The sequence below is a fragment of the Psychrobacter sp. T6-4 genome (assembly GCF_052258425.1).
Classification (GTDB): Bacteria; Pseudomonadota; Gammaproteobacteria; order Pseudomonadales; family Moraxellaceae; genus Psychrobacter.
Window position 1 is genome coordinate 113,280 of record NZ_JBQQEZ010000010.1, and the last position, 15,866, is coordinate 129,145.

Here is a 15,866-nt window from a genome sequence, read left to right on the forward strand (position 1 = left end):
CCTTTGTATAAATACTGGCTTTGGTTTTATATCCTCTATATAATATTTTGAGTAATCACTCAACAACGATCATATGCTCTCATAAAGAGTCTTCAATAAAAATACTTTGTCCGACCTCATATTTAGCATCAAAGGTTATTATTTCATGCGCATGACTAGATACTTGCCCGCCATCCAAAACACGATTCGCTATAGCAGCTACGCTATAGCAGTTGGGGTTTGTGCGAGTATCTCTGCTAGTACTGCATCGACTATCGCAGTATTAAGTAACGACAATCAACCCCATTGGCAACAAGTACAAAAAGCGGGTGAAAATCAAGACGTCTACTTCCACGCTTGGGGCGGCGATCCACAGATTAATGCTTATGTTCAGTGGGCGGCTAAAACGGTTGATGATAAATATAATATCAATCTGGTCCATGTCAAATTAAGTGACACCAGTGAAGCCGTCAGCCGCGTACTCGCTGAGAAATCTGCTAACAACAATGATCGAGGTAGCGTCGACTTGATTTGGATCAATGGCGCTAATTTTGCCACTATGAGCGAGAACTCATTACTATTAAAGGACTGGGCAGATAGCCTACCTAACTTTACTCTTACCGATCCCAACAATAATCCAGCCGTGACTCTTGATTTTGGTATTCCTACCGAGGGTATGGAGTCGCCATGGGGACAGGCATCGCTGACCTTTTATTATGATAGCTTAGCGGTAAAGAAGCCGCCGACAACCTTGAATGAGCTTGCCAACTGGACACAGCAAAACCCTGGACGCTTTGGTTATCCCAAGCCACCTGACTTTTTGGGTATCAGCTTTTTGAAGTATGCTTTAGTAATAATACATGAGCAGAACGATGCCAAGACAGGCACCGATATTAGAGCTGAGTTAAATCAGCCTGTCAGCGCGCAAAACAAGGAAATCGTGCTTGCTCCGCTTTGGGAGTTCTTGGATGAGATGCATCCAACCCTTTGGCGTAACGGCGAACAATTCTTGCAAAGCGGCGCGCAAATGCGTCGCTTGGTTGATGATACTGAGCTGAGCTTAGCCTTTACTTTTTCAGGTCCTGAAGTCCCAGCCGCTGTTCGGCGTTATGACTTGCCGCCGAGCATCCGTAGCTATGCGATGAGTGATGGCAGCTTGAGCAATACGCATTTTGTCGCAATTCCTTATAATGCTAGCCATCCGAAAGCGGCGCAATTGGTCGCCAACTTTTTACTTAGTCCTGAAGCGCAAGCTCATAAACAAAATCCCAGCGTTTGGGGTGACAAAACGGTCTTGGTACCTGCGACCCTGGGCACAGAGCAGCAAGCGCTATTTACAACGACTAAGCCCCATCCAAGCGCACTGCCCTTTGACGCGATAAAACGCACCGTTAGCGAACCTCATCCAAGTTGGGTAGATGCTATTGTTGAAGGCTGGCAAGCTCGCTATGGAGTCAGCGAATGAGTCAGTTCTTTGATGACAAAGATGAAAAACTTGAACTAGCTAAAAATTCAGGTTCTCAGAACTCTAATACTGGTAACACTAGTATGACTACCCATTACAACGGTGATCTGTTTACGCGCTTAGTGACCCTTAGCCCCAAATTTTTACTGCTTTTACTGCTATTCCCTGTACTAGGTGGCCTTGTCAGCGTACTTTTGCCGGCCTTTGGGTGGGTACCTGCTATCGGTCAAACGAGCTTTAATTTACAAGGGTTTGAAGCACTATGGCAAACCCCCGGTCTGGGGCAGATGGTAGCGTTGAGTGTTGCCACGGGCCTTGTCAGTACCCTGCTCGCTTTTATCATAGCTCTGATGATACTAGCTGCGTTTTTTAATAGTGTATGGCTGACCCGTATCGAGCGCTTGCTTAGTCCAATCTTGGTCATTCCACATGCGGCGGCTGCGATCGCCATTGGGTTTTTGATTGCGCCCTCAGGCATGATTGCGCGATTAGTATCGCCATGGCTGAGCGGTTGGGAGCTTGCGCCGCAAGGAATACTACCGCACGATCCTTATGGCATTAGTATCATTTTGGGACTGGTGCTAAAAGAGCTGCCGTTTTTATTACTGATGGCGCTTGGCGCTTTAGCGCAGCCTGAGCTGGGTAAGAAGTTACATGAGCAGTATAAAGTGGCGCTAAATTTGGGCTATTATCCAGTTACAGCTTTTTTTAAAGCGGTTTTTCCGCTCCTTTATCCTCTATTGCGCTTACCTATCTTGGCGGTACTCGCCTATGCCAGCGCCAGTGTCGAGATGCCCCTTATTTTGGGACCCAATACGCCGTCCACTCTAGCGGTTACCATCATGCAATGGTTCAATGATGTGGATCTCAATTTACGTATAAAAGCCTCAGCAGGTGCGATATTGCAATTGCTATTGACTGGTGGCTTGATCACCCTATGGCTTGGCGGTGAACGAGTCATTAAAGCGCTATGCAAAGGCTCACTACTCAATGGTAAGCGCCGTTATATCGACAGCATTTGGCAAAAACTCACTTATGGACTTACAGTTTTAATTCTAGGATTTATTGCTCTATCTCTTGTAGGACTATTGATGTGGTCAGTCGCAGGCTATTGGCGCTTTCCTGCTGTATTGCCAGAGCAGCTAGTCCTATTGCATTATCAAAGCGCCTTTATGCAAATGAGTACGCCGCTATTCAACACCCTATCTATAGGCATAGTCTCAACTGTATTTGCCATTATGCTCACCTTGTTATGCTTAGAATCTGAACAATTAGGTGATAGACCCCTCTCCTCCTTTACCAGTTTCATTATCTACTTACCGCTCCTGGTTCCTAGCATCGCTTTCTTGTTTGGTTTAGTCTGGTTACAGCAGTTAATCGATAATCAAGCGGCTTTTGTTAATGTCGCCTTTACCCATTTATTGTTCGTGCTGCCCTATGTATTTTTATCGCTTGCCAGCAGCTATAGGCGTTTAGATGTACGCTTTGTCAATGTCGCAGCGAGCCTTGGTGCTACGCCTGCCAAAGTGTTTTTGCAAGTCAAACTACCGCAGCTGTTTGCGCCTATTATGATCGCTATCGCTTTGGGATTGGCGGTCAGTTTTGGGCAATACCTACCCACGCTGCTGGCAGGCGGCGGACGTATTGCGACTATTACTACTGAGGCGGTAACGCTAGCTAATGGCGCTAGCAGGCGTACCAGTGCCGTTTATGCCATTATGCAAATGGTCTTACCGCTAATTGGCTTTATAATAGCTTGGATACTACCCAAGTATTTTTATAAAAGTGGCGCACGTTAACTGAGTAACTACTAAAATCATAATAAAGGTAAGACGATAATAAAGGATTCTCTATGTCAGCATCGCTACAAATAAAACACTTACAGCTCTATCGTCAAAGTGAGCTATTGGTCAGCTTAAATGAGCAAATCAAGGGCGGCGAGATTCTAACTATCATGGGGCCCTCTGGTAGTGGCAAATCAAGCTTGTTGAACTGGATGACAGGCACCTTGCCCAGCGGCTTTAACGCTACTGGCGAGATTTGGCTCAATGGCGAAAACGTCAGTCATTTGCCGACGCACTTACGTCGAATTGGTGTTCTCTATCAAGATGCGCTGCTGTTCTCACACTTATCGGTAGCGGGTAATATTGCTTTTGCGATGCCTAAAGATGACAAAGAGAGCAGCAAAAAACAGCGCTTAGCAAAGATAGAGCACGCTCTCGAGCAAGTCGGCTTAGCTGGCATGGCAAATCGTCATCCTGATAATCTATCAGGTGGTCAGCAAGCTCGCGTAGCCCTACTGCGTACCCTAATGAGTAAGCCCAAAGCCATATTGCTAGATGAGCCTTTTAGCAAGCTTGACACCCAGCTTCGAGCAGATACTCAGCAATTGGTATTTGATCAAATTCGTACCCATAAATTACCCGCTATTATGGTTACTCACGACCACAGCGATGCTAAAGCTGCGAGTGGTAAAGTCATTACGCTAAGCCTTTAACCAATAGCTTCTAGACTTGAACTTTTGGCGTCAATAACAAAAAGGCCAACCTATGCTAGATAAGTTTATTACTCCTGTTATCACCCCTATACTGAATCCTTTAGTCGTCGCGCTATATAAGCGCGGCATCAAGGCTGATCAATTGACGGTGACGGGTTTTATCATCGGTATGCTAGTGTTACCCCTACTTGCCTATCAGCTGTGGTTTGGTGCGCTTATTGCTATTATACTCAATCGTATTTTTGATGGTTTAGATGGCGCGCTTGCTCGCCATGCCAATAAGAGCTCAAGCGCTGGCGGCTACTTAGATATCACCCTCGACTTTTTGTTTTATGCCGCCGTGCCACTCGGTTTCATCTTGGCTAATCCTACACAAAACGCGATCGCAGGCGCATTACTGCTGGCTGCCTTTATCGGCACTGGCTCTAGCTTTTTAGCTTTTGCTGTAGCAGCCGAAAAGTTTCAATTGGATAAACCGCAGTTTAAGTACAAGAGCTTTTATTATCTAAATGGTCTGACCGAAGGTACTGAAACCATAGCGCTATTTGTCGCCTTTTGTATTTGGCCACAGCATTTTGTACTACTTGCTAGCCTCTTTGCTGCGGCCTGTGCGGTGACTATCGTTACTCGTATTTATGGCGGTTATCAGACCTTAAGACGTTTAGAAGACAAGCACTGATTTTTGCATAAATACTTATACTGTAATCATCCTTACTTCAAAGTCTTTAATATCAGTATTCACTACTCTTTGAGCGTTTATACACCATCATAAAGTATCTTGAATGTTAACAGGCGTTACAAATATTTGAGCAATCGCTCAATTTATATTTGAGTGATTGCTCAGAATGATTTACAGTAGGGTCAGTTAGCGACTCATAGCATTGCCTATTCGCTGACTTCATTTATTTAAATTAATAAAACTTAAATATTCATGAACTTAGATATCCATAAACTTAAATACTCATAAGGATCTTATATGACTGATTTTACTTTACATAATAAAGAAACAGCTCCTGCCGATAGCCAAGAGCTGCTCGATGTCTCTATCAATGCCTTTGGCATGATTCCAAATCTACATGCAGTCATGGCTGAAGCACCAGGCTTATTAGAAGGCTATCAGCGTCTACATCAGCTATTTTTGGACAGCAGCTTTAATGATGAAGAGACCACTGTGGTGTGGCAAACTATCAACGTTGAACATGCATGTCATTACTGCGTGCCCGCTCATACTGGCATTGCCAAAAGCATGAAAGTTGATGACGCTATCACTAATGCGCTACGTGACGAGACGCCACTACCGACAGACAAATTAGAAGCGCTACGTGACTTCACTCTGTCAGTAGTTCGCAATCGTGGTAATGTCGATGATGCGTCTGTACAAACATTCTTGGATGCAGGCTTTAGCAAGCGCCAAGTGTTAGAAGTGGTACTAGGCGCGGCGCAAAAGGTGATGAGCAACTACACCAATCATCTTGCCAATACCCCAGTAGATAAGCCGTTTGAGAAATTTGAATGGCATAAAGCACAGTAATATTGTTAATAATTAGCAGCTTGATAGTCTCTACATTTTTTAATATTGTCGTCAAAACTGTTGCTAGATGGACCATCGAGCAGCAGTTTTTTGGTTAAAATAATAGCTATAAACTATAATCAACGCGAGGTTATATGGAAGATAACAAGCAGCTATCATCAGAGCGGCCACTGCGCATAGATATCGTATCTGACGTGGTCTGCCCTTGGTGCGCTATTGGCTACGGACAATTGGTCAAAGCTCTCGAGCAGACTGGTATAGAACATGAGATTCACTGGCATCCGTTTGAGCTAAACCCTGATACCCCAAGCGAGGGGCGCAATTTGTATGAGCATATTGCTATCAAGTACGGCTCAAGTCGAGAGGAATCTGATGCCAGCCGCGCTCGGATGACTGAGGCAGGTCGCAGTGTGGGTTTTGAGTTTAACTTCACGGAGGACAGCCGCACTTATAACACTTTTGATATGCATCAGCTTCTGCACTGGGCCAATCTGCAAGGACGCATGCATGAGTTAAAGCAAGCGTTGTTCGCCGCTCACTTTACTCATGCTAGAGAAGTCTCAAGCCAAGACGTCTTAGCAGATATCGCTAGCGAGATTGGTTTAGATCGTAATGAGGCGCTAACGGTATTAACGGATCAGCGCTTTGCCGAAGACGTTCGCCGTGCTCAGCAAAGTTGGCGTCAAAAAGGGATTCAAAGTGTACCCTCTGTTATTTTTGATCAACAACACTTGGTCAGCGGCGCTCAAGGGGTCGAGAACTTTAAGAGCATTTTGCAACAGTTGTCAGATATGACAAAATAATGCACTAATCAATAATAAGCACTAGGGACAAAGCACAAAAACCAAAAGGGCGACTTATAATATTAAGTCGCCCTTATAGCTTTTATTGATATAAGCGTTAATACTTATGGTTCTAGCTAAATACTCACAAAGCGCGTGCATCAAGACTAAGCTTAGTGAACAGGCTCATTATTACGCAGGCTCTCTATTGATGATGCCATATCCTCTGCCAGCTCATGCACCGCTTGACTCTCGACATCACGCTGAGCAAAGGCACGCAAACCCATGACCTCAGCCTGTAATCGACGCGCCAGCCTAGTCGCATCAAGCGTGTCATCCATCTCGCCTAGACGCTGCGCCTCAGCGAAACACTCGCCAAAACGCGCCTCCATGCCCGCTAGTAATTTTTCTACCTTATCTAAAGCTAATTGTTCACGCGCACCAAGCTCAAGCAAGCTTTTGACCAGCATACATGCTCGACTAGGCAAGTCTTTATCGCGGATACCACCAAGCTGGCGCATAAAAGCCGCCAATCCCATCAATGGCGACTGATGATTGGCCAGTATACGTTCAAGCTCCGTTAAGGAGGACTGCGCATAATAATCTAGCGCTTCTTGAAACAAGCCGTCTTTACTACCGAATGCGGCGTAAATGCTACCCGGACGCATATCGAGAGCTTGTTCGATGTCTTTTAGGGAGGTGGCATGAAAGCCTTTGTGCCAGAACAGGGCTATGGCGCGTTCTAGCGCCTCGTGACGATTGTATAAAGTAGTTCGTGACATAGTAAATCCTGAATCTTGGAGCTGCGACCACAGATAATGCGGTAAGCACAGCGGTATAATTTGAGTGATTACTCAATTTTATCTTGACTCGCTACAACAGTCCAGTTAAAGTTTATTAACGACGCTTAGGCTATTAGCTACGACTTGTCTTTTTTGAGCAATGCATGCGCTCAAAGTGCGTAATAATCTTTGAAATATAATGTCTTGCTATTAAAATTATCATTCTTAATTCGGTTGATAGAGACAAACGATAGTTTAATGACATAACCGTTCTATCACTTCGAGGCTATTTACATGCGTAAAAACCTACTTACCCATGATAATAGTCTGCTCCGAACACTCTCCAGCATACTAGTATCCTCTCGATTGCGCATTATATTGTTATTAGTCATCCTTGTGTCTCTATTCATTTTGCTGACAAGCTGTACATCACGGGTCTGGAATGAACCTATCATAGAAACGGTTAACCCTAGTTATAATTTTAAAAATAACTTACCGCAAAACTCAGATGATGTTTTTGTGGTTCTCGCCTTCTCTGGTGGCGGTACACGCGCAGCAGCGTTCAGTTATGGTGTGCTTGAAAAGCTACGAGACACACCTGTGATGATTAACGGCGTGGAGCGCCGATTATTAGATGAGGTAGATGTTATCTCTTCGGTATCAGGTGGTAGCTACACTGCCGCTTATTATGGCTTGTTTGGTGATGAAATCTTTGAGCGATTTGCCTCTGAGTTCTTGTACGAAGACTGGCAGTCTCGACTGATGAGACTGGCGATACGACCACAAAGCTTGATTGCGATGAGTAGCTCTGAGTACAATCGTGGCGATCTAGTAGCCAATAACTTAAACGAGAGTTTATTTCGGCAAAAGAGCTTCGCTGACATGGGCCACGGCAAATTACCGTTTGTTATTCTCAATGCCAGTGATCTAAATAATGCCATGACCTTTTCGTTCACTCAGCAGCAATTTGATTTTTTGTGTTCGGATTTATCGAGCTATCCTGTGGCCAACGCGGTGATGGCGTCATCTTCTGTGCCTGGCATTTTTGCACCCATCGCCTTGCGCAATTTTGCCGACTGTCCTCAGCGTTCTCAGCCTTGGGTTAATGTGGCTCTCAATCAAGACGATCATTTACCGCGTAGCTACGCTATAGCCCGTGCACTAGATCGATACTCGCAACCAGATCGTATGCCAGTGGTGCGCCTAGTAGATGGCGGGGTCACTGATAACTTGGGCGTACGCGGCTCAATGATGAGTCCTGTCACTCAGTATGGCGATGTCCCCAACATGGCAGGCGCGTTCAGTCCTGACAAGCTGCGTCAGGTCAAACAAGTACTGGTCGTCGTAGCCAATGCTCAAACTTACTCAGAACATGAGTGGTCAGTTCAGAGCAAGGATCCGAGTTTCATTCAGACTATTTCAGCGGCGAGCGAAGTGGCTTTGGGTACTTTAAATAACGAGACTATTTCATCCGCTAAAGACGAATTTTTGCAATGGGGCGAGCATGTCAACGCTCAGCGCTCAGCAGACGTCCCTCAGGTTGAGGTGCATTTTGCGGTGTTGACCTTTGATCAGGTTAAGGATAAAGCGGAGCGTGCGAAGTTCGATGCTATGCCCACGACCTTTCGTTTGCAACCAGAGCAGGTTGATGATCTGCGTGCTTTGAGTGGTAACCTACTGGAGCGCTCTAAAGAATTTCAAGAATTTCGACAAGCCTTACAGTGATCTAATATTCGCTAGATTCTCATTTTTATCTACAATGACAGCCTATTTTGAGCAATCACTCAAATTTACCTTGAATGTTCGCTCAACTAAAGGTAATGTAATAGTCACTCTTATTTATATTTGTGTGCCTGACACTACTTTTATGATCTACAAGGAGCTTTTATGCCCTCTACCCCATCACCCTCTATCATCGTATTTGACGTCAATGAAACCCTGCTCGATATCGAAACGCTTGCGCCTTTATTCACTCGTCTATTCGGTGATGAGCGCGTACTGAGAGAATGGTTCGCGCAATTGGTGCTCTATTCGCAAACCTTGACCTTATCTGGTCTTTATACGTCCTTTGGTGAGCTTGGTGTTGGTGCATTACAGATGACGGCTGATATTCATAGCGTTACTTTAACGAATGATGATATTGACAAGTTTAAGCAGCTTATGAGCGAGATGCCCGCTCATCCTGATGCGGTGCCCGCATTAACCATATTACGTGATGCTGGATTTAGGCTGGTGACCTTGACCAACTCAGCGAGCAGTGCTTCTCCTACGCCACTCGAAAAAGCAGGATTGGGTGATTTCTTTGAGCGCTCTTTTAGCGTTGAGGCAGTCGCAAAGTTCAAACCTGCGCCTGAGACGTACCAGATGGTCGCCACAGAATTATCGGTTGAGACATCAGAGCTTTGCCTTGTCGCCTGTCATCTTTGGGATACGATTGGCGCGCAAGCGGCTGGCTATCAAGGCGCGTTCCTCAAACGTCCTTATAATGCCATGCTACCCGCATCCAACGTGCCCATACCGCACTTTATGGCCTCAGATCTGGTTATGCTGAGCGATCAGATTATTGAAAATCGCAATGATTAACCTCAAAAACCGAACAAGGAATGTTTATCATGAATAAATATATCGCAGGAATTATTGCAGGCTTCATTGCCACTATCGTGATGACTATTTTGCTACTGCTAAAAAGCATGATGGGTCTCATGCCTGACTTGGATATCATAGCGATGCTCGCCTCAATGATTGGTGACAGTCGAGTAATGGCGTTTATTGCTCACTTTATGGTGGGTTCTATTGGATATGGTCTGATAATGGCAATAGTGGGCAGCACGGATAGAAATAAAAATTTTACGGTAATAGGAGCACTCATAGGCGCTGCTGGTTGGCTTATGATGATGATTGCTATTATGCCTATGATGGGTAACGGCCTGTTTGGTTTGGCTATGCCAAGCGGTATTATGATTCCTATCGCAACCTTAGTACTCCATCTCATCTTTGGCGTCGTATTAGGTAAAGCTTATGCCAAATTTATTCGTTAAAAACACTCGTTAATTTACTAAATCTTAAAGCTCAATTTAAATCACTTCAATTTAAAAACCAAAGGATAGAACTATGCAATCAAATAACCCTCAAAAACTTCAGGCTGGCAGTCAATTCCCCGACGTGCAGGTACAAATGCTCGGTGGCGACATGACAACCTTAGGCAAACCTGAAAACGGTCATGACTGGAAATTAGTCGTTGTCTACCGCGGCAAGCACTGCCCAATCTGTACCAAGTATCTTAATCAGCTAGAAACGGTCAAATCCTCATTTGCTGATGCGGGCGTGGATATCTTGGCGATATCAGGCGATAGCAAACAGCAGTTGCAAGAGCATTTAGAAGAGCTAGAGGATATCAACTTCCCGATGGCTTATGGCTTAACCGTTGAGCAGATGAATGAGCTTGGGCTGTATATCTCTGATCCGCGCTCAGAAAAAGAGACCGATCATCCTTTTGCAGAGCCTGGAGTATTCGTGATTAACGCTAAAGGCGAGATTCAAATCATTGATATCTCAAATGCGCCGTTCGCTAGACCTGAGCTTGAAATGCTTGCGAACGGTTTGTCTTTTATTCGAGAAAATGACTACCCTATACGTGGTACGCATGGTTAAAGTTTAATTACTATTACCGCTTAATCAACAATGAACAGTTTAGCGCCAGTGGTAGTCGATGAACGATGAGCTATCGTATCATCGGCGACTTGGTAGGTCATACCTGGCGTTAATGTAAAGGTTCGACCATCTTTTAGCTCAGTATTGAGCTCACCTTCAAGGCACAGCAATATATGACCCTTAAAGCACCAATGATCCGCTAAGTAACCGGGTGAATACTCAACCTTGTGCACCTGAATAGTATTAAAATCAAGCGTTATCCAGTAGCCAACGCCAGTCTCACCTTTTATTTTTATAGCTTCTATATTCGTCCAATCCGTCATTCCAAACGGTATTTTTTCCATTTTCATAAGTCTTATTCCTCATTATTAAAAACTAATAGTTCTTATAAAACATGTCCTTTGGTTCTATTTATTATTTAAAAAAATATATTTCATAGTAGAGCATATTGAACACTCATAAGTAAGCACTGCTGATAGCTAATCATATCTATGTTCTCGTCCAAGAAAAAACCTTAGGTACTGAAGATGCCTTGGCTAGCCTATTTTATTCAAACGAATAGAACAATTTTATCATCTACCTCTCTCCACAAACACCTTATTTCATTTTTAAGATACCTCATTAAAGTCAAAATTATTGTTTAGAAAATATTAAAACTCTTATATATATCAATTATTGGTTGTATACCTACTTGATGTTGGTTATTCTTTAAAGATGCCTTGTAAGGTATTAGGAGAGTCAAAAGCACTATTATAATTATGAGAGGTGTATAAAATGAGTGATTTACTTGAGTTTGAAATCGAAAATGTACTGCCATCTGATGCAGTTCAAGACTGCTACGACTTAGCTCTTAATCATAGACAAGAAACAGAATATCTTAGAAGAATTGCACCAGCTGTCGTTGAAAGCCTTTCAAAGATGAAGTTATTTCGAATGGGTCTTTCAAAGTCTTTAGGAGGCTGGGAGAATACACCCGTAGAGACTCTAAAAGTATATGAGCATCTTGCAAGTGCTGAGGCTTCTGCAGCTTGGATCGTTTGGAATAATCACTTAGCTTGTACTTTTGGGCGTTTTTTGGATAAGACGAGTTTTGAAGAAGTTTACAAAGACCCTACCCATATCTATGCTAATTCTGCACGTCCTGAAGGCACTGCGCAAACGCTCTCAGATGGTTATCTTGTATCAGGTCGATGGACACTCGTATCTGGTTGCGAGCTTGCTGATTGGTTTGTATTGCGATGCTTAGTGCTATCAGAGGGGTCACCAAAAACACTTGGGCCTGGTGCAAAATTAAAGTTATTCTTTATTCCAAAACAAGACATCGAAATCATAGATACATGGAATGTTGGTGGTCTGAACGGTACAGGTAGTCACGATGTCGTCGTAAAAGACGCTTTTGTAAAGCCTCAATATGCAGTGGATTTTGATAGTCCAGTTGTCATCGATAGCGCATACAATCGCTTGCCTATTGGCTGCATCAATGCAGCTGGCTGTGCCGCAATGGCACTAGGGGTTCTAAAAGCTGCAACCGATGACTTAACAGAGCTGTGTTTGGAGAGAGTGACACCAGGTAAGAACCCAGATTTACGTGATCGGTCTACAGTACAATCAGCAATAGCCAATAGTAAAACTCTACTCGCCTCAAAACGCTTACAGTTACACCATAGCGTTGAAACATTATGGATAGAGGCTCAAAACAGAAATACTTTTTCTGATAAGCAGCTTGCAGATGTCTGGGCAGCATCTTGCGCAGCAGCTACAGAGGCTCGTTCTATGGTCTCTGAGATCTATGCAGTAGCAGGTACTGTCTCTTTATATAAAAAGCATAGGATAGAAAGAGCCCATCGAGATATTCACGCTATTTTGCAACATGGTATTATTCAACCTCATTGGCAAGCTCAGGCAGGTATGGCTTACGTTGGTTTAAAACCTACTGCCGCTATGTTTAGAATTTAGGGCGTGTTTAATAATTCACAAATAAGTACTGACAGTGACTATTTTTTTAGCAGTTCATAGTTAAAATAGTAAGTCAAGTTTTTCAGACGTCTATTTTTACCTTAAATACGACAAGAAAGTGTCCTGTCTCTCTATTATGCGCATAGTATTGCGGACGATTAAAGCAGTACTTTCACTCAATACACCCTCAGGTCTGATGCTAAGAGTGCTTCACTCAAAGTAACTGTTCAAATAAAATGAGCTAGCTTGTGCAATAGCATTACTTGTGATTGACATAATGACTAGCACACAGCTTTGATAAACTGGTAGCTATCAGCAGTGTCATGGTTGAGTATCAAATACGTTCTAATTGTTTTTGATACTAAGAAAACTAACTTTTACCTTATGTCAAAGATGTATACTCAAGTTTTTTAGTACGTAAAGTATAGCTTTATTTTACTCATTTGCGCATGTCCTACTATTATAAATTTATAATAGTCTATTTTGTTTGTCATGATTCGATATATAAGTTTTTAATCTAGCAATTGTGTGCAAGTGTTACTGTTAATTGACAGCTAGCCAACATCTGTAAATAATATACCTAACAATTTTTGTTACTAAGTAAGAGTCTCAAAAGTATACTTTTACCAGATTCTTATGTTGCTCACTTTAGTACAAAAAATTTTAGTGGAGATGATTATGGATGGTCAAATGACGGGCAGCGCTCTTACCCGTGCTATGCTCAGACGTGGCGATCATATGATATGGTGTGCTGTAGATGATACGAGTGACGCACAAGCTATGAGAGATCATACCAATAATAATTTTACTACGCACATCGTGTCCTATCGAAATGGACAGTTTACATGCATAGATGGTATAACATGGCTTTTTGCAGTTCCCATCAAAATTATTGAAGTCACAAAAGAAGAAGTAAGATTATAAATTTTGCTCACATAAATACCATTTACTATAAATGGTGAAGACCTCTACCGATCAACGGTAATGAATTTAAGAACTTAACTCTAATGATTTCTTATATTTTTGACGAAATTATAATTGCTCTTTAAAAAAATAAAAACAAGGCATCTGATGCCTTGTTTTAGATTAAGTCATTTATAGATAAACTATCTCATTAGTCAAAATGGAAACCTGCACCAACAGCGCCGCCTACATTACCTTGGGTATCTGCTGTACCGTTGACTTTTATAACCCAGCGACCGTCGTTTGACAACTTAGAGACACCGATAGCTACTGCGCTTTCACCATTGTAGGTTGCGATACCACCGCCTACCATAGACTTACCGATAATGTACGCTTGAGGTAGCGAAGACATTGCCATTGCTGCTGAAATACCTGCATTAGCGTCATCTTCAACTTCATCGATCTTGTAACCTAAGTCGTTCATGTTGCTATTAAGTCTACTATCTAATGCGCTAAGTTGACTGTAGTTGACCGCATCGGTTGCTTCTACGCCATCTGCTACACCAGTAAGACGTTGATCACCTGCATTTAAACCTTGACCTGTCATACTAGGTCCGCCTTGCATTGATATGCCACTGCTATTTATAACTGTAGTACCTGCAGCGATACTATCAACGCTGATATTACCGTTTAGATCGAACTTGATACTACTGCCATCAGTTGTAGTGGTAATATTTTCACTACCAGTAAAGCTAAGTACGCTACCATCACCAACAGGTTTGTTAATAACATCACCGTTATCAGCACCGAAGTTTAGACCAGCATCAAGCTTATCTTTATTCGCTGCGACGTTGGTTGTATTAGTAGCAATATTGGTGGTGTTGGTTGCAATATTGCTAGTATTATTTGCGATATTGGTTGTATTGGTTTCGATGTTTGTAGCATTATTTGCGATATTTTCATTAATGACAATCTCGCCTTGCTTGATAGAAGCAATTGCACCATCAATGCTACTTTCACCAGTACCACCTATATTAGTGTTTGTAAAGCTACCGTCTTCAGCATTGTAGACGGTGTTGCCACCAATAATACTACTGATACCAGTGCCTTGTGCAAACAACTGACTACCATTTATAGCATCTTGCGAGCTGGATGAAACCTCACCATTTTGTACATTGGTTACTTTCATATCAGCAGCATTGATACCATCGCGGGTCATGCTAGGTCCGTCTATGATACTAAAGCCATCGTCACTCATAAGGCTTTGACCTGTAGTTAAAGTATCAACTGCAATGTCTGAATTGAGATCAAAGCTAAGGTCGTTATCGCCTATTGCTCTAGACAACGGGTTAACAACTCGCGTAACGCTGATGTTACCGTCGGTATTACTCATATCGACATTACTATTAACAACTGATGTTGGCGTATCTTTTTGGGCACTTAAGCTCCATCCTGTGTTTATTGCTGATGTTGCCTCTTGTAGTTGACCTAAATTGACTCCATCAGTCAGCTCCACCCCTCGACCAACATTGCTAATTACGTTACCGCCGTTATTTAGACCCATACTGCTGAGCCTAACCGTACGGTTGGTATCACTACTAACAAAGGTAAATCCACTATTATTCATAATGCTATTACCAATTCGTATGCTACCATCTTCACTTAAATCTAACTGATTGTTGAGCTGAATCTGAACACCTGTAGCAGAGGCAGTAGTTAAGATATTACTATCACCTGTAACGTTGATCGTATCACCTAAAGCAAATTGCTGATCGTTAGTGCTGTCTCCATCACCAATTCTAATTCCTTTAGCAATATTTCCCGTATTGACGCCAATATCTGTAGTATTGGTTTCAATATCAGTAGTGTTAATATCTACTTTAGTATTCGTATCCGACAGCTGACCGAAATTCACCGCATCTTTTGGCGTTGAGCCATCTGCTACGTTGGTTATTTTGTTGCTACCATTGTTCAGACCGTTGGCTGAGATACTTACGCCACTACCAAAATTTGCACTATTGAGATCAGTTAGATCTTTGACGAGCTTGACTGTTAGTGAATTATCAGTGTCATTTGCGATGACGCCGATGTTATTACCAGAGGCAAGTCTATCAGCATCAACCTCTCCACCTTTGATAGTAAGTTTTTCACCCATTTTACGAGTGACAGTAACGAGTGTATTGTCGCCTGTAAAATCAAGACCTCTATCAACGGTTTGATTGATGCTATTGTTAACTTCTAACAGCTGCTCTTGGGTTGCTGCCAAACCACCAGTATAGGTTTGATTAGCATCAAAGGTTGTGTTACTTAAACCTGAGAC

The 15,866-nt window shown here is 42.9% G+C and carries 15 protein-coding genes; 12 read left to right on the forward strand and 3 right to left on the reverse strand.

Features of this window, described 5'->3' with window-relative positions:
• Positions 1-145: 145 nt before the first annotated feature.
• The 6 genes from ACTXGE_RS08745 (at position 146) to ACTXGE_RS08770 (ending at position 6,275) form a co-directional block, all read left to right on the forward strand.
• A complete protein-coding gene (locus ACTXGE_RS08745; RefSeq protein WP_435950926.1) occupies positions 146-1,444 on the forward strand; it encodes an ABC transporter substrate-binding protein in 1,299 nt (432 codons plus the stop codon).
• Complete coding sequence (locus tag ACTXGE_RS08750) at positions 1,441-3,243, forward strand: ABC transporter permease (RefSeq protein ID WP_443543104.1); 1,803 nt, start codon at positions 1,441-1,443, stop codon at positions 3,241-3,243. The genes ACTXGE_RS08745 and ACTXGE_RS08750 overlap by 4 nt, the downstream gene beginning before the upstream one ends.
• A gap of 53 nt (positions 3,244-3,296) precedes the next feature.
• On the forward strand, positions 3,297-3,941 hold the full coding sequence (locus ACTXGE_RS08755; RefSeq protein ID WP_435950924.1) for an ATP-binding cassette domain-containing protein: 645 nt from the start codon (positions 3,297-3,299) through the stop codon (positions 3,939-3,941).
• Between the two features lie 52 nt (positions 3,942-3,993).
• Positions 3,994-4,620, forward strand: coding sequence for a CDP-alcohol phosphatidyltransferase family protein (locus ACTXGE_RS08760; protein WP_435950923.1), 627 nt, complete (start codon positions 3,994-3,996; stop codon positions 4,618-4,620).
• 297 nt (positions 4,621-4,917) lie between these two features.
• Positions 4,918-5,472 carry a carboxymuconolactone decarboxylase family protein gene (locus ACTXGE_RS08765; protein WP_443543107.1) on the forward strand — a complete coding sequence of 185 codons (555 nt, stop codon included), beginning with the start codon at positions 4,918-4,920 and terminating at the stop codon, positions 5,470-5,472.
• A gap of 134 nt (positions 5,473-5,606) precedes the next feature.
• Complete coding sequence (locus tag ACTXGE_RS08770) at positions 5,607-6,275, forward strand: DsbA family oxidoreductase (protein ID WP_435950921.1); 669 nt, start codon at positions 5,607-5,609, stop codon at positions 6,273-6,275.
• Positions 6,276-6,427: 152 nt separating this feature from the next.
• Here ACTXGE_RS08770 and ACTXGE_RS08775 read toward each other — a convergent pair whose 3' ends face one another.
• The gene (locus ACTXGE_RS08775; RefSeq protein WP_435950920.1) at positions 6,428-7,036 is read right to left on the reverse strand and encodes a TetR/AcrR family transcriptional regulator; all 609 of its coding nucleotides are present in this window, start codon (positions 7,034-7,036) and stop codon (positions 6,428-6,430) included.
• 519 nt (positions 7,037-7,555) lie between these two features.
• Here ACTXGE_RS08775 and ACTXGE_RS08780 point away from each other — a divergent pair.
• From ACTXGE_RS08780 to ACTXGE_RS08795, 4 genes are all read left to right on the forward strand, one after another.
• Positions 7,556-8,761, forward strand: a complete 1,206-nt coding sequence (locus ACTXGE_RS08780; RefSeq protein ID WP_443543109.1) for a patatin-like phospholipase family protein — start codon at positions 7,556-7,558, stop codon at positions 8,759-8,761.
• Between the two features lie 162 nt (positions 8,762-8,923).
• On the forward strand, positions 8,924-9,619 hold the full coding sequence (locus tag ACTXGE_RS08785) for a haloacid dehalogenase type II (protein ID WP_435950918.1): 696 nt from the start codon (positions 8,924-8,926) through the stop codon (positions 9,617-9,619).
• Between the two features lie 29 nt (positions 9,620-9,648).
• Complete coding sequence (locus ACTXGE_RS08790; RefSeq protein ID WP_443543111.1) at positions 9,649-10,074, forward strand: DUF6789 family protein; 426 nt, start codon at positions 9,649-9,651, stop codon at positions 10,072-10,074.
• Positions 10,075-10,147: 73 nt separating this feature from the next.
• Complete coding sequence (locus tag ACTXGE_RS08795; protein WP_443543113.1) at positions 10,148-10,687, forward strand: peroxiredoxin-like family protein; 540 nt, start codon at positions 10,148-10,150, stop codon at positions 10,685-10,687.
• Positions 10,688-10,707: 20 nt separating this feature from the next.
• Here the strand turns inward: ACTXGE_RS08795 and ACTXGE_RS08800 are convergent, their stop codons facing one another.
• Positions 10,708-11,037: a DHCW motif cupin fold protein gene (locus ACTXGE_RS08800; RefSeq protein ID WP_435950915.1), complete on the reverse strand. Its 330-nt coding sequence runs from the start codon at positions 11,035-11,037 to the stop codon at positions 10,708-10,710.
• A 424-nt stretch (positions 11,038-11,461) separates the two neighbouring features.
• Between ACTXGE_RS08800 and ACTXGE_RS08805 the strand changes: the two genes are divergently transcribed.
• Positions 11,462-12,643, forward strand: a complete 1,182-nt coding sequence (locus ACTXGE_RS08805; RefSeq protein ID WP_435950914.1) for an acyl-CoA dehydrogenase family protein — start codon at positions 11,462-11,464, stop codon at positions 12,641-12,643.
• Between the two features lie 678 nt (positions 12,644-13,321).
• Positions 13,322-13,567 (forward strand): hypothetical protein, encoded by a 246-nt coding sequence (locus tag ACTXGE_RS08810; RefSeq protein ID WP_317199380.1) that lies wholly within the window; start codon positions 13,322-13,324, stop codon positions 13,565-13,567.
• A 190-nt stretch (positions 13,568-13,757) separates the two neighbouring features.
• On the opposite strand, the gene ACTXGE_RS08815 is transcribed toward ACTXGE_RS08810, so the two are convergent.
• Positions 13,758-15,866: YadA C-terminal domain-containing protein (locus tag ACTXGE_RS08815; RefSeq protein ID WP_443543116.1), on the reverse strand; the 2,109-nt coding region annotated here is incomplete at its 5' end.

Bases quoted from the DNA above. Each gene is read 5' to 3' on its own strand.
- ACTXGE_RS08805 (WP_435950914.1), top strand. From the start codon at position 11,462: ATGAGTGATTTACTTGAGTTTGAAATCGAAAATGTACTGCCATCTGAT.
- ACTXGE_RS08810 (WP_317199380.1), top strand. From the start codon at position 13,322: ATGGATGGTCAAATGACGGGCAGCGCTCTTACCCGTGCTATGCTCAGA.
- ACTXGE_RS08745 (WP_435950926.1), top strand. From the start codon at position 146: ATGCGCATGACTAGATACTTGCCCGCCATCCAAAACACGATTCGCTAT.
- ACTXGE_RS08800 (WP_435950915.1), bottom strand. From the start codon at position 11,037: ATGAAAATGGAAAAAATACCGTTTGGAATGACGGATTGGACGAATATA.
- ACTXGE_RS08770 (WP_435950921.1), top strand. From the start codon at position 5,607: ATGGAAGATAACAAGCAGCTATCATCAGAGCGGCCACTGCGCATAGAT.
- ACTXGE_RS08775 (WP_435950920.1), bottom strand. From the start codon at position 7,036: ATGTCACGAACTACTTTATACAATCGTCACGAGGCGCTAGAACGCGCC.
- ACTXGE_RS08785 (WP_435950918.1), top strand. From the start codon at position 8,924: ATGCCCTCTACCCCATCACCCTCTATCATCGTATTTGACGTCAATGAA.
- ACTXGE_RS08765 (WP_443543107.1), top strand. From the start codon at position 4,918: ATGACTGATTTTACTTTACATAATAAAGAAACAGCTCCTGCCGATAGC.
- ACTXGE_RS08790 (WP_443543111.1), top strand. From the start codon at position 9,649: ATGAATAAATATATCGCAGGAATTATTGCAGGCTTCATTGCCACTATC.
- ACTXGE_RS08755 (WP_435950924.1), top strand. From the start codon at position 3,297: ATGTCAGCATCGCTACAAATAAAACACTTACAGCTCTATCGTCAAAGT.
- ACTXGE_RS08795 (WP_443543113.1), top strand. From the start codon at position 10,148: ATGCAATCAAATAACCCTCAAAAACTTCAGGCTGGCAGTCAATTCCCC.
- ACTXGE_RS08750 (WP_443543104.1), top strand. From the start codon at position 1,441: ATGAGTCAGTTCTTTGATGACAAAGATGAAAAACTTGAACTAGCTAAA.
- ACTXGE_RS08760 (WP_435950923.1), top strand. From the start codon at position 3,994: ATGCTAGATAAGTTTATTACTCCTGTTATCACCCCTATACTGAATCCT.